This is a genomic window from Sphingomonas sp. UV9, from assembly GCF_004101245.1.
GTDB lineage: Bacteria > Pseudomonadota > Alphaproteobacteria > Sphingomonadales > Sphingomonadaceae > Sphingomonas.
The window spans coordinates 173,375-197,547 of the sequence record NZ_SCIN01000001.1 but is presented as its reverse complement, the minus strand read 5'-3'; the positions used below and the strand labels follow the sequence as shown (position 1 = coordinate 197,547).

Here is a 24,173-nt window from a genome sequence, read left to right as displayed (position 1 = left end):
ACATCGCTGTCACGAATAGGGGTAATACGCTTGGTCGAGCAAGTACGTTATGGGCTGGTCGGGACCGGCATGATGGGGGTCGAGCATCTCCAGAACCTCGCCGTCACCCCCGGCGCGGTCGTCACCGCGATCGCCGATCCGGTGAGCGTTTCGCTCGGCTGGGCGCGCGATGCGCTGGGTCCGCGCGGCGATGGCGTGCAGGAATTTGCCGATGCGGCGGCGCTTGCCCGCAGCGGGCTGGTCGATGCGGTGATCGTCGCCAGCCCGAATTATACGCACCGCACCGTGCTGGAGCCGCTGTTCGATGCGGACGTGGCGATCCTGTGCGAGAAGCCGCTGGCGACGACGCTGGATGATGCGCGCTGGGTCGTCGACCGTGCCGCGCAGATGACGCGGCCGTTCTGGACCGCGATGGAATATCGCTACATGCCGCCCGCCGCGGCGTTCATCGACCAGGTGCATGGCGGCCGGATCGGCGCCTTGCGGATGCTGTCGATCCGCGAACACCGCTTCCCGTTCCTGCCCAAGGTCGGCGACTGGAACCGCTTCAGCCGCAACACCGGCGGGACCATGGTCGAGAAATGCTGCCACTTCTTCGACCTGATGCGGCTGATCGTCCGGTCGGAACCGGTCCGCGTCTATTGCTCTGGCGCGATGGACGTGAACCATGTCGACGAGCGCTATGACGGCGAACGGCCCGACATAATCGACAACAGCTACACGACCGTGGATTTCGCCAACGGCGTCCGCGCGATGCTCGACCTGTCGATGTTTGCGGACGGCGCCGAGAACCAGGAGGAGATCACCGCGGTCGGCGACGCAGCCCGGCTCGACGTGCTTATCCCCGAAGGCGCGCTGGTGTTCAGCCCGCGCACCGGCTTCCTCAATCCGAAACAGGTCGAGCGGCAGGTGATCGAAGTGGACCAAACCGCACTAGACGTCGGCAGCCATCACGGCTCGACCTTCTACCAGCATCAGAAGTTCATCGCCGCGGTGCGCGGTGAAATCGACGTCGAGGTTACCGCGCGCGACGGGCTGATGGCGGTCGCGATCGGTACCGCCGCCGAGATCAGCGCCCGGACGAAGCGCGTGGTGGCGATGAGCGAACTGGGGTTCTGAATGAAGCCATACTTTGCATGCCCCAAGGCGAAATCGTGTATGACAGCGTGAGACACTGTATAACCTACCATTGAAGTAGGAATTGTGGAGGGGACGCGCATGAAAACGCATTGGTTGCTGACGGGGGTGGCCGTGGCCACGGGGCTATGCGCGCCGGCATGGGCGCAGGACGCAACACCGCCGCAAGCCGCTGCCCCGAGCGCGCCCGATGCGTCCGTGCCGGGAGAAATCGTAGTCACCGCGCAGAAGCGCTCGGAGCGACTCCAGGATGTCCCGGTCGCGGTGTCGGTTATCTCGGGCGCGCAGATCGCAGCGCAGGGCGCGGTGAACCTCGAAGGCGCGCAATATCTCGTGCCGACGCTTAACTTCCGCAAATCGGGCACGACCATCAACCAGTCGCTGTTCCTGCGCGGCGTCGGCACCTCGACCTTCTCGGTCGCGGGCGAGCCATCGATCTCCACGGTCGTCGACGGCGTCGTCTACAGCCGCGCCGGCGAAGCATTCAGCGACCTGATCGACATCGACCGGATCGAAGTGCTGCGCGGGCCGCAGGGCACGTTGTTCGGCAAGAACACGAGCGCCGGCGTCATCAACATCGTCACCCAGCGTCCCGGCAACGTGCTCGCCGGGTCGGTCGAGGGCTCCTTCTTCACCGGCAACGGCAACGAATATCGCACGCGCGCCGCGCTCGACATTCCGTTGAGCGATACGATCAAGAGCCGCTTCACCGGGTTCTACGGCAATTACGCGGGCAATATCCGCAACGTCGCGCACGATAACCGCCGCGTGAACGGGTACGAGCATTACGGCTTCCGTGGCATGGTCGTTGCCGACGCCACGCCCGACCTGACCTTCACGCTGATCGGCGATTATCGCCGGAGCAACGACGATTGCTGCGCCGAGATCATCGGCACCACGCCGACTGCTGGCCTCACCGCGAGCGTCCTGCCCGACCGCAACGGCAACAAATCGCGCACGGTCAACCAGGATCTCATTACGCATACCGACGAGAAGAGCTGGGGCGTTTCGCTGCAGGCCGACGCGACGCTCGGCACGCAGACGGTGACGTACATCGGCTCCTACCGCGAATACGACAATACCGAGATCCGCGACGGCGACTGGCTGCCCACCGCCTATGTCGGCGCCAACCAGCTCCACGATTTCGGGCCGCAGGTCAGCAACACCTTCACGCAGGAAGTCCGGATCGCGTCGCCGTCGAACCAGTTCTTCAGCTACGTGGTCGGCGCGTTTTACTCACGCGCCTTCACCGAACGGACGTTCCGCCGCGACGACATCGTCTGCACCGCCACGCCGACGCCGACCGTGCTCACCCCCTGCTCGGCCGCGGGCACGACGGTCACCCGGCCGACCGGCACCGCCGTGTTCGGCTCGACCTTCAAGAACCTCGCATTCTTCGGGCAGGGCGTCTTCAACCTCACCGATCGGTTCCGCGCGATCGCCGGTGTGCGCTACACCAGCGACCAGCTCGACGTGTTCCACAGCCGCATCGCGACACTCGCCGGGCCGGGTATCAACCCCAGCTTCGGGCCGTTCGCGGGCAAGACCACCAACACCAACTGGTCCGGCAAGGGCGGGCTGCAATTCGACCTGGCGCCGCAGTCGACCGGCTACGCGACCTATTCGCGCGGCTATAAGGGGCCGGCGTTCAACATCTTCTACAATCTCGGCGCGACCGGCACCAACGTGATCGATCCGGAGACCGCGGACAGTTATGAGGTCGGCCTGAAGAACACGCTGTTCGGCGGCAAGCTGGTGGTGAACCTCGCGGCCTATTACGCCAAATATCACAATTTCCAGGCGAACAACCCGGACGTGGTGGCCGGCGTACTCGTCACCCGCTTCACCAACGCGGGCGATATTTCGACCCGTGGCGCCGAGCTCGACCTGCTCTACCGTCCGGTCCGCGATCTCAACATTTCGGGCGGGCTGGCCTATACCGACGCGCATGTCGACCAGTTCAAGATCCCGACCAACGGCTCGACCACCGGCGTCGTGCCTGCGGGCACGCAACTCGGCTACGCACCGCGGTGGAAGGGATCGCTCGGCGGCGACTACCGCATCCGCACCGGCAGCAGCATCGACTTCACGGTCGGCGCGCAGGGCTCCTACCAGTCCAGCCAGATCTCGCAGTTCGACGCCAGCGCCGCGATCCGCGACGCGACGACGATCAAGGCATACGGCCTGCTCGATCTCTCGGCCGGTATCGTCGATGCGAAGGACGCCTTCAGGATCGTGCTCCAGGTGAAGAACGTGCTCGACACCAGCTTCGCCTCGTCGATCGTCAGCGGCGGGCCCGGTGGCGCCTATCGCTACATCATCCCGCGCGAGGCGGATCGCTACGCCGGCATCACCGCAAGGCTGAACTTTTGACGGAAACGGTGCAGACCCCCGCCCCCGCCCCCGCCCCCGCCCCCGCCCAGTCGAAAGCGCGCTGGGTGGTCGTCGCCCTCGTGTTCTTCGCGATCATGCTGAATTACGTCGACCGTCAGATCCTGGCGCTGCTGAAACCGACCCTCGAGCAGGAGTTCGGCTGGTCGGATCAGGATTACGGCAACATGGCCTCGGCGTTCCAGTTCGCCGCCGCGGTCGCGTTTCTCGGGACCGGCTGGTTCATCGACCGGGTCGGCCTCCGCATCGGCTTCGCGGCGGGGGTCTTCGTGTGGAGCCTCGCCGGCATGGCGCACGCCTTCGTGTCGGGCGTGACCGGTTTCATCGGCGCACGCGTCGTGCTCGGCGCGGCGGAGTCGATCGGCACGCCGGCCGCGGTGAAATCCGCCGCCACCTATTTCGGCCCCAAGGACCGCTCCATCGCACTGGGGATCGGCAACACCGCGCCCAATGTCGGTGCGGTGATTACCCCGCTCGTCATCCCGGCGCTGGCGATCGCATTTGGCTGGCGCGCGGCGTTCCTCGTCGCCGGCGGCCTGGGATTGGTCTGGGTCGCGGCATGGTTCGCGTTCAAGATGCCCGCCGCGATCGCCGAGACCGGCGGCCCCGCGCCGATCCGCTGGATCGACCTGTTCAAGGATCGCCGGACGCTTGCCATCGCCGTCGCCAAAGTGCTGTCGGATCAGGTCTGGTTCTTTATGCTCTCGTGGTTGCCCGATCTCTTCCACCGGCTGTTCGGACTGCCGCAGGGGCAGGTCGGACTCCCCGTCGCGCTCGTCTATGCGCTTGCGGCGTGCGGCGCGCTCACCGGCGGCTGGTTGCCGACACGGCTGATGGCGCGCGGCTGGAGCCTCGACCGTGCCCGCAAATCCACGCTGCTCCTGTATGCGGTGCTGATCATCCCGGTGCCGATCGTGCTGTCGCTGCAAAGCCCGTGGACCGCGGCGCTCGTGCTCGGCCTGGGGCTGTTCGCGCATCAGGGGTTTTCGACCAACGTCTTTGCGCTGACCACCGACGTGATGCCGGCGCGCTCGGTTGGCTCGACGATCGGGATCGCCGCGTTCTGTGGCAACATGGGATCGATCGGCATGATCCAGCTATCCGCCTGGTCGCTTGGCCATGGCTTTGGCTATGCGCCGATGCTGGCGATCTGCGCGGTCAGCTATCTGCTGGCGCTGGGGTTCATCCAGCTGCTCATCCCGCGGATCGAACCGGCCCGGTAGAATCGCGGCGGGTCAGTTCGAACGGCACTTCGATGCGCTCTACCGCGAACTCCGCGGCGAGCAGGAGATCCGCCGCCTTGTAGCCGAGCGTGCGCGTCGGCTGGCGGATCGTCGTCAGGGCGGGCCATACGAACCGCGAGATCGCATCGTCGCCAAAGCCTGCGATCGACACGTCAGCCGGCACCGCAAGCCCACGCCGGTGCGCGACGCTGAGCGCACCCGCCGCCATGTCGTCGTTCGAGGCGAAGATCGCGGTGGGCGGCAGGCGAAGCGCCAGCAGCGCCTCGGTCGCGTCGGCGCCTGATGCGAAGTCATAGTTGCCGGGTCGTACGAGGACGGTGTCGAACGCGATCTCAGCTTCGTCCAAAGCGGCGCAATATCCTGCAAGCCGCTGCGCACTGGTCGCATAGTCTGCATGCCCCGCAATGAAGCCGATCCGCCGATGACCGAGCGCTAGCAGATGCCGCGTCATCACGGTCGCCGCGCCGACATTGTCGATGAACACTGACGCGGTCAGATCGAGGTCCGTACCCGGCGAGACGCGGACGAACCGCACTTCGCGACGCGCCATGAGCGCCAGCACTTCGGGATAGTCGGTCGCGGGTGGCGTCAGGATCAGTCCGTCGACGCCCGAACCGTCGATCAGGCTCTCGATATCGTCGATCAGCCGGTCGGAATCATGGTCATAGGGCTGTGCGATCATCCGCACGCCGTCGAGCAGGCAGCGATCGCGGATGCCGGACTGCATTTCGTAGACGTAATGGGGGCTGGGATTGTCGCACGCGAGCGCGATCTGGAAGCTGCGATGCCCCGCCAATGTCCGTGCCGCCATGTTCGGCCGGTATTTGAGCGTCGCGAACGCCGCCGTTACCCGCGCCCGCGTCGCCTCCGACACGCGAGGCTCGTTGTTGAGCACGCGCGAGACAGTCTTGATCGAAACGCCGGCAAGCCGCGACACGTCGTGTATAGTTGGTCGCACGCCGCTCTCTCCCATGCACCCAAGATGGAAACATTTCGCCACAGCGTCAAAGCAAAGCGGACTGAATCTGGGTAGGCCGGCCATTAATCGCGAGAAAGACGCAGGACGATAGCAGCCGATCGGCTTCGACAGAGCGAACGGCGCCTGTCGAAACAGGATGCCGCCAAACGTCGATCATTTTAACAATTAGAGAAAACATTAAGGTTTCAAATTTATAATTGACGCGCAAGGAGTATCGCGTGCGAGACTATCAGGAAGAAGCCAGGCTGGATGCGCTGTACCAGCTGAAGCTGCTCGACACCTCATCAACCGAGAGCTTCGACCGGATCACCCGGATGGCGAGCCAGATCTTCGGTCTGCCGGTTGCCGCGGTTTCCCTGACCGATCGCGACCGGCAATGGTTCAAATCGCGGGTCGGCGTGGATCATACCAGCCTCCCCCGCGACGGGGCGCCCTGTGCCCAAGTCACCGAATCGAGCAAATTGCTGGTGATCGAAGACTTGCGGGCCGATCCTTATTACGCCGACAGCGCGTTGGGTCGCGCAGGGACGCGATTTTACGCCGGAGCCCCGTTGATCACCAACGACGGTTATGGCCTCGGCGCGTTGTGCGTCCTGGGAACCGAACCGCGACAGGCGACTCCGGCCGAGTTGGCCGCGCTCGTCGATCTCGCCGCGATGGTCATGGCGCAGATCGAGTTGCAGCATGCGTTCGGCCACGTTGATCCCGTCAGCGGGCTTCCCACGCGCACGCAGTTCCGCGACGACCTCATCGACTTGGCCCGGGATTATCCCGGCGAACCGCGCCTTGCCGTCGTCGTGGATCTGGCGCGCGACGATCAGATCAGCAGGATCACGCGCGTTCTGGGCGGCGCCCGTGTCGACGAAATGATCCGCGAAGCCACCCGATCGCTGCTCAAGATCCTCAAGCCCACGCGGTCGGCCTATCATGTCGGCCCTGCGCAAATGGCGTTTCTGTCGCCGCCGGGCATCGAGCAGGTCGCCTATTTGCAGGCGCTTCAATCCGAATTCGAGCAGATCCAGGCCTCGTCTTCGGTCCGGTTCGTCACCAACGTCGCGATCGGCGTACGCCCGTTCATCCTCGGCGAGATGCCGGCCGACGACGTGCTGCGCGGTGCGGCCAGCGCCGCGCGGGACGCCCGATGCGCGGACAGCGCGATCGCGCTGTATTCGTCGTCGAGCGATACCGCGCAACAACGGCAGTACAGCCTGCTGCGCGACTTCGGCACCGCGCTGGAGGGGAGCGACCAGTTGCGCCTCGTGTATCAGCCGCGGATCGACCTGAAGACCGGCAGATGCGTCGGCGCCGAAGCACTGCTGCGGTGGCGGCACCCCCGGCTCGGCGAAGTATCCCCGGCCGAGTTCATCCCGATCATCGAACAGACCTCGCTGGCGCGACAGACGACACAATGGGTGGTCGACGCGGCGATGGATCGGCTTGCCGGTTGGGAGGAAACGGGCAACGCGGTCGCGCTGTCGGTGAACATTTCGGCAGCCAATCTCGGCGAGGCCGATTTCGTCCAGCGTCTTCAGCTCGGCCTGCTGAAGCGCGGTCTACGCCCCGATCAACTGGAGATCGAACTTACCGAAAGCGCGATCATGGAGCAGCCGGACAAGGCCATGGCCGTACTGCGCGCTTTGGATGCGGCAGGGCTCCGCCTTGCGATCGACGACTTCGGGACAGGCCATAGCAGCCTTGCCTATCTCCAGCAGTTGCCGGCCCGGGTCCTCAAGATCGATCAGGCGTTCATTCGCAACCTCACCGAGCCGCGCGGGCCCGACTTCGTGCTCGTCGAGACGATGATCGGCCTCGCACACCGGCTGGGCTATCTGGTGGTCGCAGAGGGAATCGAGACGGCCGAAGCCGCAGCCATCTTGACCGAACTGAAGTGCGAGGAGGCGCAGGGCTTCTGGTTCGCGCGACCGATGGAAGCCGAGCAGCTCGTCGCGTGGCTCGACAAGCGACAGGGTACGTCGTCCCAGTTGGTCGCGTAGGACGCATCGCGCGCGTCGCAGACGGTCTGCGTCACGCGACGTAAAAGAGACACCGACCGTCAAACCGCCCGCCCCCCGGCTTTGCGGATTGACGCAGTGCAGCATAAAACCTACCTGCCCGCGCTCAAGACGCTAAGCCCGACCAGGCGCAGCTTTAGCTCAGCGCTGGAGGCGCCGCGTGACAATGACCATGACTTTCGCCGATCTCTCGCTCGCGCCCGCATTGCTGCAGGCGCTCGCCGAGGAGGGCTATACCAACCCGACGCCGATCCAGGCGCAGTCGATCCCGATGCTGCTCGACGGCCGAGACATGCTCGGCATGGCGCAGACCGGGACCGGCAAGACCGCAGCGTTCGCGCTGCCGCTGCTCCATCGCCTTGCCGCCGATCCCCGCCCCGCGCCAAAGGGCGGCGCGCGCGTGCTGGTCCTCGCGCCGACGCGCGAACTTGTGTCGCAGATCGCCGCCGGCTTCGAAAGCTTCGGCCGTCACATCAAGCCAAACGTGATGACGATCTTTGGCGGGGTCAGCCAGTTCCATCAGGTCAAGGCGCTCGAGGCGGGCGTCGACATCATCGTCGCGGCACCGGGACGCTTGCTGGATCTGGTCGAGCAGGGCCTGTGCGACCTGTCGCAGCTCGAGGCGCTGGTGCTCGACGAGGCCGACCAGATGCTTGACATGGGGTTCGCCAAGCCGATCGAGCGAATCGTCGCGACGCTGCCGAAGGATCGCCACACCTTGCTGTTCTCGGCGACGATGCCGAAGTCGATCGCCGCGCTGGCCGAGAGCCTGCTGCGCGATCCGGCCAAGGTCGAGATCGCCCCGCCCTCGACCACGGTCGACCGGATCGACCAGTCGGTGATGTTCCTCGACGCAGCCGACAAGAAGGCGGCGCTGCTGGCGCTGCTCCAGACTCCGAACATGGGCCAGGCGGTCGTCTTCACGTTGCAGAAGAACATCGCGAACGACGTCTGCGCGTTCATCGGCGAGGCGGGCATCACCGCCGAGGCGCTGCACGGCAACAAGTCGCAGGGCCAGCGCGAGCGTGCGCTCGACGCGTTCCGCGCGGGCACCGTGCAGGTTCTCGTCGCGACCGATATCGCAGCACGCGGCATCGACGTCGACACGGTGACGCACGTCTTCAACCATGACCTGCCGAGCCTGCCCGAGAGCTATGTCCACCGCATCGGCCGCACCGGCCGTGCCGGGCGCAGCGGTTTCGCGATCACGCTGTGCGACGCCGAGCAGCGCGCCTGGCTGCATGATGTGGAGCGCGAGATCGGGCGCACCTTGACCGTGCAGGACGATCACGAATGGCATTGCGAAGTCGCACGCCACTCGACCAAGCGCGCCCCGGTGCTGGGCGGTGGCCCGGTCAAGCAGATCAAGCCGGCCAAGCCCGTGCGTGAGCGGAAAGTGTGGACCGAGGAAGAGAAGCTCGCCGCGCGGATGGCTGCCAAGGCGGCCTGACGGGACGCCTGCCAAGGCGGCCTGACGGGATGATTCGAGACCCGGCAGGACGACGCCGTCCTGTCGGTGGCGGCAAACGGGCTGGCCGTCCTATCAGCCCCGGGCCTGTCGGGCTCGGGCACGCGCGTGCAGCGCGCGGACCTCGTCGGCGAACGCCAGGACCGGCCCCTCGACGATTGCCCCCGGCACCACTTCGGTGATCCGCAACGGTGCGATGCCGAGTTGCGGCTCGCCCAGGTCGCGCAACCATTCGCCGAGCTGGACCGAGGATGTCGCGTAGACGATTCTGCCCATGCCCGCCAAACCATGCGCCGCCGCGCACATCGCGCAATGTTCGCCCGAGGTGTAGACGATCGCCTCGCGTCGCTCTTCGGCGGACAGGTGCTCCGCGGCCCAGCGGACGATGGCGAACTCCGGATGCCGGGTAGGATCGCCGCCACCGGTGCGGTTGCGGTCCTCGAACACGATCTGGCCGTCGCGAGACACGAGAACCGAGCCGAACGGCTGATCGCCCGCGTCCACCGCCTCGCTCGCCAGATCCACGCACCGGCGTAGATACCGAAGGTCGTTGTCGTTCATGCTTTCCATCCTCGTTTGCGAGACAAAAGCGGTCGCGCCGGCGAATGGATCCGAAAGCGATACCGAACGCGCCAAGTCCCAGACGATCGGGCCACGTGCCCAGGCATGGATTTTACGGTTGGCGCCGCGAGCGTTACGGGGGTCTGGACATTGCGCTGACGACCAAAAGGAAAAAGCACTGACATTCGAATTCAGGCCCGGCGACTTGATCAAGGCGAATGCGGACAGCCTGCGCCAGACGGTCCGCGTGATCGTCGCGACCGCGGCGGCGTTCGCGGCCTACAAGACGCTTGGCCTGCACGAGGGATATTGGGCGGTGTTCACCGTGCTGATCGTGATGCAGGCGTCGATCGGCGGCACGCTCGGCGCCGCGACCGATCGGTTGCTGGGGACATTGCTGGGCGCGGTTCTCGGCGGCCTCGGCGCGGCGCTCGGGCTGACCGACACGATCGAGCTCGGGCTGGTGCTCGTCACCGTCACCGGCATCGCGGCGCTGATTGCGTCGATCCGGCCGCGGTTGCGGATCGCGCCGGTCACCGCCGCGATCATGCTGCTCAGCGCACCGCCGGGCGCCTCGGTGGAGATCTTCGTCCGCGATCGCATCATCGAGATCGGCCTGGGCGGCATGATCGGCGTGCTGGCGGCGATGCTGATCCTGCCCGCGCGCTCGCACGGCGTGGTCATCACGCGCACGCTGGCGGTGCTCAGCCATATCGAACGGATGCTGCGCGCGCAGGCCGACGCGCTGACCGCCGGGCTCGCGCTGCCCTCGTCCCCCGAACACGGCGCGCTCCGTCAAGCGCTGGCCGCGGTCGAGCTGGCGATGAAGGATGCCGACCGCGAGCGCGCGTCGCGGCTTGCCGATCACGGCATTCCCGCCGCCGTACCGCGCACGCTCTGGCGGATCCGCAACGATCTGGTGCTCAGCGGTCGCGCGCTCGACGAGCCGCTGCCACCCGCGGCGATGGCCGCGCTCGCCAGGCCGTCGGCGGCGATGCTGACCGCGCATGCGGCGCTGGCGACACGGTGTTCGGAGGCGCTGCGCACGCGTGGAAAGGTCGATCGGGGCGACGTCGAGGCCTGCTATCGCAGTTTCGGTACTGCGCTCGATCTGTTCCGCCGGAGCGACGCGGCTGCGACCCTGGATTTCGACGCATCGGGCCGCGTGTTCGGGTTGGCGTTCGCCGCGGGTCGGCTGCACCGCGACCTGCTCGACCTCGCCGGTCGCGTCGACGAGATCGCCCCAACCAAGGCGCTCGCCGCCAGCCAGCGCTGACCGCCCCCCCATCGACGCCCGACCTCGCCGCCGAACTGGTCGCGCTGCTCAACCTCGAACCGCTCGATACCGACCTGTTCCGCGGACCGCAGCGGCCCGGCGCAAACGCGCGCGTCTTTGGCGGGCAGGTCGTCGCGCAGGCGCTGATGGCGGCGCAGCGCTCGGTCGACGGACCAGCCGTGGCGCACAGCATGCACGCCTATTTCCTGCGCGCCGGCACCGAGACGCAACCGATCATCTTCCGGGTCGAGCGCGACTTCGACGGCAAGTCGTTCGCCAACCGCCGCGTCACCGCAAGCCAGAACGGCGCGACGATCCTGACGCTGGCCGCGTCGTTCCAACGACCGGAAGCGGGCCTGGAGCATGCGGTCGCGATGCCCGCTCTCCCGTCGCCGGAGGCGCTGCGCTCGCTCGACATACTCGCAGGCGATTACGCGGACCGGTCTGCGCAGGCCGTCGCGTTCCTCGGCCAGCCGTCCGCCTTCGATATCCGGCCATGCCGCGTGCCGGCCTATTCCCAGACCTTCCGCCGCGATCCCGTATCCGGCCTCTAAAGGATCTTTCATGACCCTTGCCGCCCGCAGTATCCTGTTCGTCCCCGGCGATCGCGCCGAGCGTTTCGAAAAGGCGCGTGCGAGCGGCGCGAACATGGTGGTGATCGATCTCGAAGACGCGGTCCTCCCCGACCGCAAGGTCGCCGCGCGCGATACGATCCACGATGCGCTCGCCAGCCTGACGGAGCCGCGCTTCGTCGTCCGCGTCAACAGCCTCGATACCGAATGGCACGCCGACGACGTCCGCGCGCTTTCAAGCTTGCCGGGGGTCGCCGGGCTGATGCTGCCCAAGGCCGAGCGCGCGTCAGACTTTGCGGCAATGCATGAGGCCGCTGCCGGCAAGCCGCTCCATGCGCTGGTCGAAACCGTCTCGGGGATCCTCAATCTGGCCGATCTCGTCACCGCCCCCGGGCTTGTGCGGCTGTCGTTCGGCACGGTGGATTTCCAGGCCGACGCGGGGATCGACGGCGACGGTGCGGAGATCGACCCGGTGCGGACGCAGATCGTCCTTCACTCGCGCAACGCCGGGCTTGCCGCACCGGTCGACGGGGTCTCGACCGATCTGGCGGACGACGAAGCGCTGTCCCGCGACACCGACCATGCCCGTCGCTTCGGCTTCGGTGGAAAACTGTGCGTCCACCCGCGCCAGGTGGGAATCGTCAACGCCGCCTTCCTCCCCTCCGACGCCGATGTGGAATGGGCGACCCGCGTCATCGCCGCGATCGACGGCGCGTTCGGGGCCGTCGCGGTGGACGGCAAACTGATCGACAAACCCGTCATCGACCGTGCCCGCCGCCTTCTCCAAACCCATGCGGCGTTCCAATCCGGCCGATAGCGCACAATAGCCGGGCTACGCAGGGTCCGCGTTGACCAGGGGCATGGCTCAGCGCCCTTCTGCGACACGCGGGCGACGTGGCACCTGGCGCTTTGCCTTGGCCGGCCGCTTGAACCAGAAGCTCCACACGCTCAGCGTGCCGAGCAAGAAGAGGGCCAGGCCCGACAGCGTCATCACCAGGCGGTAGCCGAGCCCACCGACCTTCCCCGCGTGCAGCGGATACAGGAGGTTATATGCGGCCACGACGGTCGACAACGACGCCGCATCGCGCGCACCGATCAGACGTCCGTCATCCGCCGCGAACCACAGCGTCGTCCGGCCGTTCGGCAGCCATTCCTGCGGTCGCTTCATCCGGATCGTGACGAGCCCGCTTTCCTTGCGCGGCAGCGACAGGCTGCGCAGTTCGGCGTCGGGAAAGCGCGCGCGCGCCGCGACGGTCATCCCGCGCCAGTCGAGATGGCTGGCGAGCGCGACCTTCGGCCCTTTCGGCGCCCGCAACGCCGCATCGATCGTCGCCGGCGCGCCGGGGCCGAGGAACAGCGCGCTGATCGGCCGAAACACCAATGTCGCGCCGGTCAGCAACGACAGGATCAGCAACGGCGCCGCGACGATCCCGAGATCGCGGTGATGCCGCACGATCGCCGGACGGCTGAGCCGCTTGGGCACCAGGCGGAACGCGAACGTCTTGCGCGTCCGCCACCACAGGATCGTCCCCGTCACCACGAAGAACAGCCCCGCCACGCCCGCGATACCGATGATCGTCTCGCCGGTGTCGCCCGAAAACAGATGATGATGCAGGTCGAACAGCCACAATTCGGGCCGCGCCCATTGCGACTGCCACTGGCTGACGATCGTACCGGCCTGGTCGGTATAGGCCCCTGCCCCCTTGCCGAAATCGAGCCGGTCGAGCCCGAGATTGGCGTTCGCGAACGTGATGCTCTGCGGTCGCGTCGCGGGGTCCGCCATCAGCCGCTCGGTGGTCGCCGCGATCACATGCGTCGTCTGGATCTGCGCATCGCCGGCATGCGGCAGCATGATCCACGCGTCGCGGTGGACCAGGATCGCGCCGGTCAGCCCCAGGATCGCAAGGATCAGCCCGAGGAACCCGCCGGTCCAGCGATGCAGCGTATCGAGCAATCCCATCCTAGAACCTGACGTCCCAGCCAAGCGTGAAATTGCGCCCGCGCCCGGCGAAGAAATGCGCGTTGTCGGTCGGCCGCACCGTGTCGCTGTAATAATCGATGTAGAAATGATCGAAGATGTTCTGCGCGCTCAACGTCAGCGCGCCGACGGGCAAGGCATAGCGTATGCTGGCGTCGGTGACGGTGTACCCGCCGAAATCGTTCGCCGCGGGCAGCCCCTCATATTTGCGCGACAGATAGAATTGCTGCTGTACGCGCGCGGACACTTTCCCGCGTACATAGCTCGCAGCGAAGTTCAGTCGATCGGGCGAGATATTGGCCCCGTCCAGATCGATATCGACCTTGCCGTCGTCATCAGAGTCCGTCCGCCCGACCAGATGCGCGAAGCCGGTCGACAGCGTCAGCCCCGGCACCGGCATACGCGCCTCGAGGTTCACTTCGATACCCTGTATTTCGACGCGCTGGCGTTGCGCCTCGTACGCGCCGCCCGTGAACACCAGCACCTGGCCGCGCGTACTGGTCGACCAGAAATAGGTCGCGCTCGCGTTCATCGGTCCGCGTTTTACCTCGACACCGAGTTCGCGGTTGTTCGAGACGATCGGCGCGATGTCGACATAGCTGTCGAGGTCGACCCCATCGCGGTTGATCGCGCGCGAAATGCGACCGACGTCGGGCACGGTAAACCCTTGCGCATAGCTGCCATAGGCGCGGATGCCGGGGATCGGCTCGACGATGACACCGCCGTTGAACAGCGCCTTGCTGAAGCTCGGGCTGCCCCCCGCCACCGCGTGACTGCCGTAGGAGGCGAGCGTCGTGTAATCGTCGATGACGATCCTCACATTCTCGTAGCGGGCGCCGCCGGCAAGCCGCAAGACCTTGTCGAACAGCGCTAGATTGACCTGCCCGAACGGCGCGAGGCTGCGGAAGTCGGCGGGCGGCACCCAGACGCGGTCGGTCGCGATCAGGCGTTGCTCGGTGCGATCGTACAGCGCGTCGAAGCCGAGCGTCGCGGTCAATGCCTCGAACCCGGGGACCGCGCGCTCATAGCTGAACTTGCCGCCATATTTGCGCGAGCGGTTCTGCGACTGATCGAAAAGCTGCCCGATCGGGGCGAGCCGGACGTCCTGGAACGTCGCGATCGGCGCCACCTCCCCGCCGAACGTATCGCGCGACCGGTTGAAGAAGACCTGCGTCACGAGGTTGCCACCCCACAGATCGGGGTCGGTCAGCGACAGCGCGATGCTCTCGGTCCGGTTCTCGGCAGGATCGCCCGGCGGCGTCCCGCGCACCGACGTCGTCGGCAGGTTGATCCGGAAATTACCGTTGCTGGCGATGTAATTTCCACCGCCCTTCAGCTCGAAGCGATTGGCGATCAGGTCGATCCGTGCGGTGTCGGTCAGCGCATAGCCGGCGCGGGCGAACACCGACCAGCTCCGTGAATCCTGCGTCTCGCCCTGGGTCAGGTCGGTGCCGACCCGGTTGCCGTGGCCGTCGTAGAACGCGCCGCGCTGGTCGTACGCACCGCCCGCCATCACGTCGAAGCGTCCCGATTTCCACGCGAGCAGCCCGGCGACCTTGCCGCCATGGCCGTCGCTGCTGAAGCCCGTGTCGCTCGTCCCCTGCACCAGTGCGCGGCCCGACAGGCCTTCGGTACGCGGTGGTTGCACGGTCACCTGGTTGACGATCCCGCCGGTGCCGCCGATCCCCTGCAACGCGTTCGATCCGTAGATCAGTTCGACCCGGTCGATGAAGAACGGATCGATCGTGAAGCCGTCGCGCGATCCATCACGCAGCGGCGTCGACTGCGGGATGCCGTTGATCGCGTACAGCGGCGAGCGCCCGCGCAACGTCTCGCCCGCGCCCGACAGCTTCTGCCGCGTCGGCGAAAAGGACGGCGTCAGGTTCGAGACCGCATCGACCACCGATCCGCCGATCGCGACCTGCTGATCGAGCGCCGCACGGTCGATCACGTCGATCGTCAGCGGCAGCGCGTTGGGCGGCAGGATGCTGCGCGTCGCACTCACGACGATATCGGAAGGCCCCTCGTCGATCGCCTCGGCCGCAGACGACACGGCTGAGGTCTGGGCAAAAGCTGGACCGGCAACACAGATGGTCAGCGACGCCGAGATGGTGAATAGTCTGTAGCGCATCATGGTCCCCGATCGTGCGTGCCCTAGCGAAGCATCTTCGCTAATGCAAATCGTTCGCATATCGATCGGTTCGATGGATAGCGCCGCGGCGGCGCCGATTAGCCCCCCCCCTACGGCAGTAGGCGGTCCGCCCTCCCGGCAGACCGCCCCGCTTCATCGAATATTCGCTATTGCCGGTGCGCAGCGATGTATCGGCCGACCTGCTCGTCGAGCACGTCCAGCGGCAGCGCGCCCTGATCGAGCACGGCTTCGTGGAAGTCGCGAATGTCGAAACGCGACCCCAGTTCACGCTCGGCGCGGGCGCGCAGTTCGGCGATCTTCAGCTCGCCGACCATGTAGCTCGTCGCCTGCCCCGGCCAGTTGAAATACCGGTCGACTTCGCGTGCGATATCGGTGTCCGCGACCGAGCTGTTCGCCTTGAAATACGTGATCGCCTGTTCGCGGGTCCAGCGCTTGGAGTGGATGCCGGTATCGAGCACCAGCCGGATCGCGCGCCACACCTGCAACGACAGCATCCCGAACCGGCTATACGGATCCTTGTAGACGCCCATTTCGTTCGCCAGCCGCTCCGAATACAGCCCCCAGCCCTCGACATAGGCGCCGTATCCCCCGAACTTGCGGAACTTCGGGATGCCGGTCAGCTCCTGCTGGCGGGCGATCTGGAAATGATGACCCGGGGCGCCTTCGTGCGCGGCAATGCCCGCGACCTGCACCTTCTGCGTCTGGTTCATGTCGACCAGGTTGACGTAATAGATTCCCGGCCGCGATCCGTCCGCCGACGGCGGGTTGTAGAACGCGGTCGACGCGGTGCCCTCGCGCCATTTCTCGACCGCGCGGACCTCCAGCGGTGCCTTTGGCAACGTCCGGAAATACTTCGGCGCCACCGCCATCACGGACGCGATCACCCCGCGGGCGTCGCTGAGATAGCGTTCGCGGCCCGCTGCGGTGTTGGGATATTTGAACTGCGGGTCGGTGCGGATCTTGGCGAAGAACTGCTCGAGCGTTCCCTGGAACCCGACTTCGCGCTTGATCGCCTCCATCTCCTGCCGGATCGCCGCGACCTGCTTCAGGCCGAGATCGTGGATCTGGTCGGCGGTCAGGTCGGTCGTGGTCGAGGTCTTCAGTCGGTCGGCGTAATACGCGGCCCCGTTCGGCAGGCTCCAGGCACCGAAATTGCCCTTCGATTGCGGCTCGATCGCGTCGAGCGTCGCGAACAGCATGTCGTAGCCGCGGCGGAACGGCCCGGTCAGTGCCGCGCTCGCATCGCGCAACAGCGTCGCCTTGGTCGCGGCGGGCACGTCCAACGCCGCGACCTTCTTGCGGAAATCCGCCATGAGGGTCGAATCCGCGCCACCGTCGAACGGCGCCCCGACCAGGACGGCGCGCGCATCCGCACGAGCCGGGGCGAAATTCACCTTGTTCGGAATGATCCCGGCTGCCGCCTGTTCGCGCATCGTGGCGGTGACCTCGCGCATGACCCGCTCGGTATCGCGAAGGCGAGCGATATAGGCCTGTGCGTCCGCCAGCGTATCGACCTTGTGGTTGTTGATCAGCAATACCGGGATATCGCCCGCCGGGCTGCCGTTCGTCGACACCGGAAAGCGCAGCTTGCGGAACTGCAGCGACTGGCGGCCGCGCTCGACTTCATATTCGAACAACCGATAGCTGACGCGCGCGCTTTCGCTCAGTTGGTCGGGACGAAAGCGCGACTGCATCGCCTTGAGCTGCCGTTCCGACAAGGCCTGCGCGCGGAGCGCGGCCGCGTCGGTATAGTCGTCGAGCCGGTCGTAATGCGTCTTGAACCCGAGCTGGGTCAGCGACTCCGGGCTGAGATCGAGTTGCTCGTCATACGCAGCGTCGAGGAATTTGAGCAAAGCCGCGTCCTGCGCCGCCGTACCCTGGTCCTGTACCGGGACCGGCGCGGCAGCGTTTACGACCGGCAACGTCGGCAGCAGCATTAAGGCAAGGGCAAGACGCATCGGATTCTCCTGTTGGAATGCCCGCTTGTCGCGCGCTACTCCGGTCGACGCAATCGTCCGCACGCACCGACACGCCAAATCCTCAGGTTGATGCGGCCCAAATTGTGTCGCTACAACCTCATGCCAGGGTGCGACGGTAGAATTCCAGCGTGAGGCCCATCGCCTGCAGGAACAGCGCGGGATCGTATCGCGGCCCCTCGTCCCGCAGGAATGCGTGCTGTGCGTTGAGCTCATGCCACTCATAGGCCGCGCCGACCTCTTCGAGCCGCCCGCGGATCGCCTCCCGGCCGGCATAGGGAACATGCGGGTCCTGGCGCCCCCAGACGAACATGATGTCGGCCTTCAATTCGGCCATGCGCTGCAGGCTGTCGTCCGATCGCCCTTCGCCCAGCGTGCCCGAATGGATGTCGGTGGGATAGAAGCAGGCGGACGCGGACACGCGCGGATCGAGCGCCGCGCGATAGGCAAGGTGGCCGCCCAGACAGACGCCGAACGTCCCCAGCCTGCCGTTGCACGCCGGATGTGCCAGCAGCGCGGTCACGCCGGCTGCCGCGTCGGCATCGAACGCCGCAACCGGCTTGGCGATCTTCAATGCATTGCCCCGATCCGTGCCGGCCGGATCGTACTGCAGAGCCGTCCCCGCCGGCTCATATTCGTGATAGACCTCGGGGACGGCGACGACATGGCCGTTTCCCACAAGCATCGCCGCCAGTCGACGGATCGGCGCCGTGACCTGATAGATCTCCGAAAACAGGAGCAGCCCGGGAAAGCGCCCCTCGATCGCCGGTCGAAACAGATGCATCCGCATCGGGCCACTGCCGGGCACGTCGACATCCTGTGTCTCGTCGCTACGCAAGATCATCCGCTTATCCTCACACCGATGCCGAATACGATATCGGCTTGCCATACAGGGTCTCGGTGAACCCCGGACAGCCACCGGATCGAAAATATTGCGCTACGACGAGCTCTAGGTGTGGTCAGGCCAGCGCTGGCGGCTGAATTTATCGTACCATATCGATAGGCGTAGTGGCCCGGACTTCGTGCCCCCGCCCGATGCTAACTCCCGAAAGAACCCCGTTTTCGACCCGGTCCGTTCAAAACGCTCCAAGGCCGTCGTCCGGGGACAGACGCGTGATACGAAGCGGTTGGCGTCCACGGGCGTTGTGAAGCTGGCACAGTCGCTCGACCTGGGCGAGCGACGCCGTCAGCACCGCAGCCGATGCCAGGGCGCCCGAACGATGCAGGCGCACGACGTCGTCAGCGGGTAGCTGCATCAGCGCCTCGGTACCGATCGTGTATAGCCCATCGATCACCTGCTCCTTGCCGTCGTCACCCTGGAGCACAAGGTGCAGCGGACGGATCAGCCGCAGCGCGGCATAGCCATCGACCAGGTCACGCGCGGCTCCGATGTCGGCGACCAGATGCTCCAGCGCGGCGGCGATGCCCGCCAGCAGCGGCGCCGGTTCGCCATCTCGGAACAGCGGATCGCCCGTACTGCCGATCGCCGGATCGCCGTCTACCACCGCCAATCCCGCGACGCCGTTCCGGTCCAACCGAAACCCGGTCAATTGCAGGGCGCGCGGGCAATAGGTTCCGTGGAAGCGACGGTCGTGGACGAATAGATTGACGGGCTCGACCAGGCCGACGAGCGCAACGAGGTTGAACCGGCCCGTAGTCGCGTCCTTGGCGAGACAGAGCGGCATGTCCGCGACCGCCAGCGCGAGTTCCGACAGGCCGATCTGCACGAGGCGCTGCGCAGGCCCGACGACGGTACGATCGAAGTGGAGCGACCCATGCTCGGCACGGTCGAGCGGGCGAACGCGGCTCATACCCGCTGGAGCCCATGCTCGCGCACCGCGCGCAGGAGATCGCGGTGTCGTGGTGATTTTCGCACCAGCTCGGCACGGACCCGGTCGTTACGCGCCACGAGCGCGGCGACCGTCGCACCCTCGGCGGTCGCCGGCGCGCCGCGATACCGACCACCGAACCGCATCCCGTGGAGCACATATTGATAGCTCGGCCACGAAAAGACCTCGCGGGCGTGCGCGAAATCCTGCGCGGCGGGGGAATGGTGGGTCCACAGATCGAGGCGTTCCTGCAACCCTTCGGGGATCGACGCAGCCGCCGCATTGTCGCGCCAGAAGGCGGTGTCGCGCCGCTGCGTGATGACATAATGGAGCTTCAGGAACTCGATGATCCGTTGCCAGTGATGGGCGAAGGTCTCGTTGAACTGTCGCGCGATCGCATCCATCGCCGAGCGCGTCTGCGGCAATCGATCGACCAGCGCGTCGAGCGAGGTCTCGATCAGCATCAGAGCCGAGGCCTCCAGCGGTTCGAGAAACCCGGCGGACAGGCCGATCGCGACGCAGTTGTTTTGCCAGAACCGCTCACGGTGTCCGGGTTCGAAGGCGATCCTGCGGACGGGCAGCGCGTCTGCTACCGGGCCGACATAGCGACGCAACGCGGCCTCGGCCTCGTCGTCGCTCGTATAGGCGCTGCTGTACACGTGACCGACGCCGCGGCGCGTCCAGAGACCGATATCCCAGATCCACCCCGCATCCTGCGCGGTCGAGATCGTATGGCACGCGATCGGATCGTCCTCGCCCTGATACGGCACCTGCATCGCAAGCGCGCGATCGGCGAACAGGATGTGCCGGCAACTGCGGAACGGGACGTCGTAGACACCGCCGATCAGCAGCGCCGAAAAGCCGGAGCAGTCGACGAACAGGTCGCCCGCCAACGTCCGTCCGTCGACCAGTTCGACGTCCCGGATGTCGCCATTGTCGGCAAGGTTCGCGCGGACGACGTCGCCGACGACGTGCTCGACGCCAAGCGAGCCGACCGCATGCTCGCGCAACATCGTCGCGAACTTGCCCGCATCGAGATGATACGCATAATTGGCATGGCCGCCATATTCGGGCGCCGTGATCGTCTTCGGCGCCAACCCCGCATCGCATAACGTCGACTGGTAATCGACCCAGTCCGCAAAGCTGATCCCCTCGGCGCCGATCTGCGCATCGGATCCCGGCAAACCGAGCCAATAGGGCGCCACGTCGATCTCCCCTACCCCCACCGGCGGATTGAGCGGATGGTAATAGGCGTCGCCGGCGCTGCCGTCGGTCCAGCCGGCAAAGCGCGCGCCTTGCTTCAGCGTGGCGTCGCACGACCGGATGAACGTGGTTTCGTCGATACCGATCTTGCGCAGCGTGTTGCGCATAGTCGGCCATGTCCCTTCGCCGACGCCGACGCTCGGCACCGTCGCGGATTCGACCAGCAAGACACTCAGATCACTGCCGCTACGAACGGATTGTGCCGCAAGCCGACACGCGGTCAACCACCCGGCGGAGCCGCCTCCGACCACGACCACGGTCCGAACCGCCCCCTGCTCGCCACCAGCCTTCGACATCACGCCTCCTGTTATTCCACGGTGTCGGAGCACCATTTTTCTCAATTGTATTTATAGGATAATACTGTAGCAAACGATTTAAATTCGCTCATTCGAAGCGGATCTACGGTTGTATAGTGAGGGAGAGGGACGATGACCAAGTACGGGCGCCTTAAATCGAAAAGGCTTTATACGACGTACGGGCTCGCAAGTGCGCTCGGCGCGCTGATCGCGGCCGTTCCAGCGATTGCGCAAGTCGCACCCTCCCCCAGTGAGCAGGCCGGCGAAACCCAGTCCACGGTTCTGCCGGATCAAAACACCGCCGACGCCAGCCAGGCTGACATCGTCGTCACCGGAATCCGTCGCAGCATCGAATCGTCGGCCGCGCAAAAGCGCGACGCCGCCGGCATTCTCGATGCGATCTCGTCCGAGGATCTGGGTAAATTTCCCGACGCCAACGTCGCCGAATCGCTCCAGCGCATTCCGGGCGTCGCGATCGATCGCAGCAACGGCGAAGGTCAGTCGGTGACGGTCCGCGGGCTCGGCCCGAACTTCAACACGGTGCTGTTCAACGGCCGAAGCTTCGCGTCGGACAATTACAACCGCGCCTTCTCGTTCGACCTTCTTCCCGCCGAACTCATCAGCGGTGCGCAGGTCTACAAGAGCTCGCAGGCGCCGTTGCAGAGCGGCGGTATCGGCGCGACGATCAACCTGCAGACCCCCAAGCCGCTTGCGCTGAAGGGATTCAAGGGCGTCTTCACGGGCAAGGCGAACTACGAGAAGAACAGCGACAAGTTCACGCCGCAACTGTTCGGCCTGCTGAGCGATACGTTCGCGGACGGCAAGCTCGGCCTGCTGGGTTCGATCTCGTACCAGCGTCGCAAGGCATCGGTGACGTCGATCACCACCGACGGCTACATCCCGAACACCACGGTCGGGCCAAGCAACGCGCCGCTGTTCACCAACGTCTATGCACCGCGCAATCAGGACGTGGGGACCACGCAGGACGACCGCACGCGTCTCGGCGCAACGCTGGTCGCGCAATATGCGCCGACCGACGAGCTGACGTTCACCGTCGACGGCCTGTTCAACCGCTTCAAGAGCGATACGACGCGCCGCGCGCTCGGCAGCTGGTTCGAGCCGTCGAACTACACGGCGGCGACGATCGACGACAACCGCTCGATCACGTCGCTCACCACCAACGGCAATGCCGACTTCATCGCCGGCGGCTCGGTCCGCGAGACCAAGACGTACGAGGCCGGTTTCAACACCGAGTGGCGGCCCAGCGACACCGTCCACATGGTCTTCGACGCGACATGGTCGCGCGCGAAGAACGCCGGTGGCGGCAAGAGCTATTTCGCCGTGATCGGAACGCCGACGAGCTATTCGTTCACCGCGGCAGGCCCCGACCAGATTCCCTCCACCTTCGGCTACAACGCCGGCGCGCTCACCAATGCGGCGGGCGGACTGACGCACATCGCCGGGATCAACGGCAACGATGTCACCGAAAAGGTCACCGAATATCGGTGGAACACCGACTGGAAGCCCGGCTGGGGGATCATCGATACGCTTCGCTTCGGCCTGACCCGCACCTCGCGCGACAAGACCAACGTACCGATTACCTCCGACCCCAATATCGGCTGCGTGTATTGCGGCTATTCGACCTCCGCGGACGCCTCGTTGCTGAGCCCGTACACGCTGAATTCGCTGGGCGCCGGCAGTGGGTCTGTGCCGGGCCAGTTCCTGACGTTCGATGCCAACCGCTATTTCGAATTCCTGACCAGCGCGACGGCGACGGCGGCGCTGGACCGCGCGCGGAACCAGCCGGTCGGTACGACCGCCGCCCTGTTCGCCGCGAGCAACGGCTATGCGGTATCGCGACAGCCGTCCAATCGCGTCAAGGAAGTGGTGTACGCCAGCTATGCGGACATGGACCTGGACGGCGAGGTCGCCGGTCTGCCCTGGTTCATCAACGTCGGCGCACGGTACGAGTATACGGAACTGCAATCGAGCGGCCAGCAGCTCCAGCTGACCGACCTCCTGCCCGTGCAGGGCGACCCGACCACCTATAACGGCGTGTTCGCCAATAACCGCGCCGCGGTGGCGATCAACCAGCGAACGACCTACAATAATTTCCTGCCCAACCTGAATGCCAAGCTCAGCTTCACGCCGAAGTTCCAGCTTCGCCTGGCCGCGTACAAGACGCTGACCCGCCCGGCGATCGGGGATCTCGCCCCGAGCCTCAACTACGACACGCTGCGCCCCGCCACGCTGACCGCCAGCGGCGGCAACCCGGGACTGAAGCCCTATCGCGCGACGAACTACGACGCGTCGCTGGAATGGTATCCAACCCGGACGACGACGCTGTCGGCGGCGGTGTTCCACAAGACGATCGACGACTTCATCGTCCAGAGCTTTGGCGAGGAACTGTTCCCGATCGCCAATGCCGGCAACATTCCGGTCGGCGGGCTGATCGTCGGCCCGAACACCGCGAAGTTCAGCGTACGCCGGCCGCGCAACGCGGAATCGCTCAAGGTCAAGGGACTGGAACTCAACCTGGTCCACACGTTCGACTGGCTGCCGAGCGTGTTGAGCGGTTTCGGCGTGCAGGCGAATGCCACGTTCGTGAAGACCAACCGGGAGTTCGACGTCACCCAGGTCGGCCAGTCGTTCGCAGCCGAAGGGATCGGCAATTCCCAGAATGCCACCGTGTTCTACGAGAAATACGGCATCTCGGCACGCATGGCCTATAATCGTCGCGAACGGTTCCTGCAGACGCTGGCGGGTGGCCCCGGCAACGAGCCGGTCTTCGTGCGCACCTACGGGCAGTTCGATGGCAGCGTCGCCGTCAACGTCACCCCGTTCGCGCAGGTCTTCCTGGAGGGCACGAACCTGTTCAACGCCAAGTACATCACGACCGGCCGGTTCAACAACCAGGTGCTGACGTACCAGAATTTCGGACCACGCTACGACGCAGGCGTTCGCTTCTCCTTCTGATACCCCGTTACGAGACTAGCGCGGGGGCGGGATCCGGTGACGATCCCGCCCGCGCCATATACG

17 protein-coding genes are annotated in these 24,173 nt (G+C 65.8%); 9 read left to right on the top strand and 8 right to left on the bottom strand.

Going from position 1 to position 24,173, the window contains the following annotated elements; translation table 11 throughout:
• Window positions 1-30: 30 nt before the first annotated feature.
• The 3 genes from EQZ23_RS00785 to EQZ23_RS00775 all read left to right on the top strand — a co-directional run bounded on the left by EQZ23_RS00785 (window position 31) and on the right by EQZ23_RS00775 (window position 4,751).
• The gene (locus EQZ23_RS00785; protein WP_128452595.1) at window positions 31-1,119 is read left to right on the top strand and encodes a Gfo/Idh/MocA family oxidoreductase; all 1,089 of its coding nucleotides are present in this window, start codon (window positions 31-33) and stop codon (window positions 1,117-1,119) included.
• A 99-nt stretch (window positions 1,120-1,218) separates the two neighbouring features.
• Entirely contained in the window at window positions 1,219-3,510 is a 2,292-nt protein-coding gene (locus EQZ23_RS00780) for a TonB-dependent receptor (protein WP_128452594.1), read from the top strand.
• Window positions 3,507-4,751 (top strand): MFS transporter, encoded by a 1,245-nt coding sequence (locus tag EQZ23_RS00775; RefSeq protein ID WP_276318447.1) that lies wholly within the window; start codon window positions 3,507-3,509, stop codon window positions 4,749-4,751. Before EQZ23_RS00780 ends, EQZ23_RS00775 begins: the two co-directional genes overlap by 4 nt.
• Here EQZ23_RS00775 and EQZ23_RS00770 read toward each other — a convergent pair.
• Window positions 4,723-5,730 (bottom strand): LacI family DNA-binding transcriptional regulator, encoded by a 1,008-nt coding sequence (locus EQZ23_RS00770; protein WP_240663091.1) that lies wholly within the window; start codon window positions 5,728-5,730, stop codon window positions 4,723-4,725. The genes EQZ23_RS00775 and EQZ23_RS00770 overlap by 29 nt on opposite strands.
• Window positions 5,731-5,969: 239 nt before the next feature.
• Here EQZ23_RS00770 and EQZ23_RS00765 point away from each other — a divergent pair, with 239 nt between their 5' ends.
• Together EQZ23_RS00765 and EQZ23_RS00760 are read left to right on the top strand one after the other, a co-directional pair.
• The gene (locus EQZ23_RS00765; RefSeq protein WP_128452592.1) at window positions 5,970-7,745 is read left to right on the top strand and encodes an EAL domain-containing protein; all 1,776 of its coding nucleotides are present in this window, start codon (window positions 5,970-5,972) and stop codon (window positions 7,743-7,745) included.
• 184 nt (window positions 7,746-7,929) lie between these two features.
• Window positions 7,930-9,213 carry a DEAD/DEAH box helicase gene (locus tag EQZ23_RS00760; RefSeq protein WP_128452591.1) on the top strand — a complete coding sequence of 428 codons (1,284 nt, stop codon included), beginning with the start codon at window positions 7,930-7,932 and terminating at the stop codon, window positions 9,211-9,213.
• A 93-nt stretch (window positions 9,214-9,306) separates the two neighbouring features.
• On the opposite strand, the gene EQZ23_RS00755 is transcribed toward EQZ23_RS00760, so the two are convergent.
• The gene (locus EQZ23_RS00755; RefSeq protein ID WP_128452590.1) at window positions 9,307-9,792 is read right to left on the bottom strand and encodes a nucleoside deaminase; all 486 of its coding nucleotides are present in this window, start codon (window positions 9,790-9,792) and stop codon (window positions 9,307-9,309) included.
• A gap of 205 nt (window positions 9,793-9,997) precedes the next feature.
• Here EQZ23_RS00755 and EQZ23_RS00750 point away from each other — a divergent pair, with 205 nt between their 5' ends.
• From EQZ23_RS00750 to EQZ23_RS00740, 3 genes are read left to right on the top strand one after another with little or no spacing between them, the layout of a single operon-like run.
• Window positions 9,998-11,068: an FUSC family protein gene (locus tag EQZ23_RS00750; RefSeq protein WP_206364138.1), complete on the top strand. Its 1,071-nt coding sequence runs from the start codon at window positions 9,998-10,000 to the stop codon at window positions 11,066-11,068.
• Window positions 11,065-11,622 (top strand): acyl-CoA thioesterase domain-containing protein, encoded by a 558-nt coding sequence (locus EQZ23_RS00745; RefSeq protein WP_128453507.1) that lies wholly within the window; start codon window positions 11,065-11,067, stop codon window positions 11,620-11,622. Before EQZ23_RS00750 ends, EQZ23_RS00745 begins: the two co-directional genes overlap by 4 nt.
• 10 nt (window positions 11,623-11,632) lie before the next feature.
• The gene (locus EQZ23_RS00740) at window positions 11,633-12,457 is read left to right on the top strand and encodes a CoA ester lyase (RefSeq protein WP_128452588.1); all 825 of its coding nucleotides are present in this window, start codon (window positions 11,633-11,635) and stop codon (window positions 12,455-12,457) included.
• Window positions 12,458-12,505: 48 nt separating this feature from the next.
• On the opposite strand, the gene EQZ23_RS00735 is transcribed toward EQZ23_RS00740, so the two are convergent.
• The 6 genes from EQZ23_RS00735 to EQZ23_RS00710 form a co-directional block, all read right to left on the bottom strand.
• Window positions 12,506-13,600 (bottom strand): PepSY-associated TM helix domain-containing protein, encoded by a 1,095-nt coding sequence (locus EQZ23_RS00735; RefSeq protein ID WP_128452587.1) that lies wholly within the window; start codon window positions 13,598-13,600, stop codon window positions 12,506-12,508.
• A gap of 1 nt (window position 13,601) precedes the next feature.
• Window positions 13,602-15,749, bottom strand: a complete 2,148-nt coding sequence (locus EQZ23_RS00730; RefSeq protein WP_128452586.1) for a TonB-dependent receptor — start codon at window positions 15,747-15,749, stop codon at window positions 13,602-13,604.
• Between the two features lie 167 nt (window positions 15,750-15,916).
• Window positions 15,917-17,728: a DUF885 domain-containing protein gene (locus EQZ23_RS00725; protein WP_128452585.1), complete on the bottom strand. Its 1,812-nt coding sequence runs from the start codon at window positions 17,726-17,728 to the stop codon at window positions 15,917-15,919.
• A gap of 118 nt (window positions 17,729-17,846) precedes the next feature.
• Window positions 17,847-18,590 (bottom strand): dienelactone hydrolase family protein, encoded by a 744-nt coding sequence (locus EQZ23_RS00720; protein ID WP_128452584.1) that lies wholly within the window; start codon window positions 18,588-18,590, stop codon window positions 17,847-17,849.
• Between the two features lie 232 nt (window positions 18,591-18,822).
• Window positions 18,823-19,557: a SapC family protein gene (locus tag EQZ23_RS00715; protein WP_128452583.1), complete on the bottom strand. Its 735-nt coding sequence runs from the start codon at window positions 19,555-19,557 to the stop codon at window positions 18,823-18,825.
• A complete protein-coding gene (locus tag EQZ23_RS00710; RefSeq protein ID WP_128452582.1) occupies window positions 19,554-21,134 on the bottom strand; it encodes a tryptophan halogenase family protein in 1,581 nt (526 codons plus the stop codon). The genes EQZ23_RS00715 and EQZ23_RS00710 overlap by 4 nt, the downstream gene beginning before the upstream one ends.
• A gap of 132 nt (window positions 21,135-21,266) precedes the next feature.
• Between EQZ23_RS00710 and EQZ23_RS00705 the strand changes: the two genes are divergently transcribed.
• Window positions 21,267-24,110 (top strand): TonB-dependent receptor, encoded by a 2,844-nt coding sequence (locus EQZ23_RS00705; protein WP_128452581.1) that lies wholly within the window; start codon window positions 21,267-21,269, stop codon window positions 24,108-24,110.
• The last annotated feature ends 63 nt before the right edge of the window (window positions 24,111-24,173 follow it).

Excerpts from the sequence above, each read along its gene's own strand:
- EQZ23_RS00780 (WP_128452594.1), top strand. The coding sequence starts at position 1,219 with ATGAAAACGCATTGGTTGCTGACGGGGGTGGCCGTGGCCACGGGGCTA.
- EQZ23_RS00715 (WP_128452583.1), bottom strand. The coding sequence starts at position 19,557 with ATGAGCCGCGTTCGCCCGCTCGACCGTGCCGAGCATGGGTCGCTCCAC.
- EQZ23_RS00760 (WP_128452591.1), top strand. The coding sequence starts at position 7,930 with ATGACCATGACTTTCGCCGATCTCTCGCTCGCGCCCGCATTGCTGCAG.
- EQZ23_RS00725 (WP_128452585.1), bottom strand. The coding sequence starts at position 17,728 with ATGCGTCTTGCCCTTGCCTTAATGCTGCTGCCGACGTTGCCGGTCGTA.
- EQZ23_RS00735 (WP_128452587.1), bottom strand. The coding sequence starts at position 13,600 with ATGGGATTGCTCGATACGCTGCATCGCTGGACCGGCGGGTTCCTCGGG.
- EQZ23_RS00720 (WP_128452584.1), bottom strand. The coding sequence starts at position 18,590 with ATGATCTTGCGTAGCGACGAGACACAGGATGTCGACGTGCCCGGCAGT.
- EQZ23_RS00740 (WP_128452588.1), top strand. The coding sequence starts at position 11,633 with ATGACCCTTGCCGCCCGCAGTATCCTGTTCGTCCCCGGCGATCGCGCC.
- EQZ23_RS00710 (WP_128452582.1), bottom strand. The coding sequence starts at position 21,134 with ATGTCGAAGGCTGGTGGCGAGCAGGGGGCGGTTCGGACCGTGGTCGTG.
- EQZ23_RS00755 (WP_128452590.1), bottom strand. The coding sequence starts at position 9,792 with ATGAACGACAACGACCTTCGGTATCTACGCCGGTGCGTGGATCTGGCG.
- EQZ23_RS00705 (WP_128452581.1), top strand. The coding sequence starts at position 21,267 with ATGACCAAGTACGGGCGCCTTAAATCGAAAAGGCTTTATACGACGTAC.
- EQZ23_RS00730 (WP_128452586.1), bottom strand. The coding sequence starts at position 15,749 with ATGCGCTACAGACTATTCACCATCTCGGCGTCGCTGACCATCTGTGTT.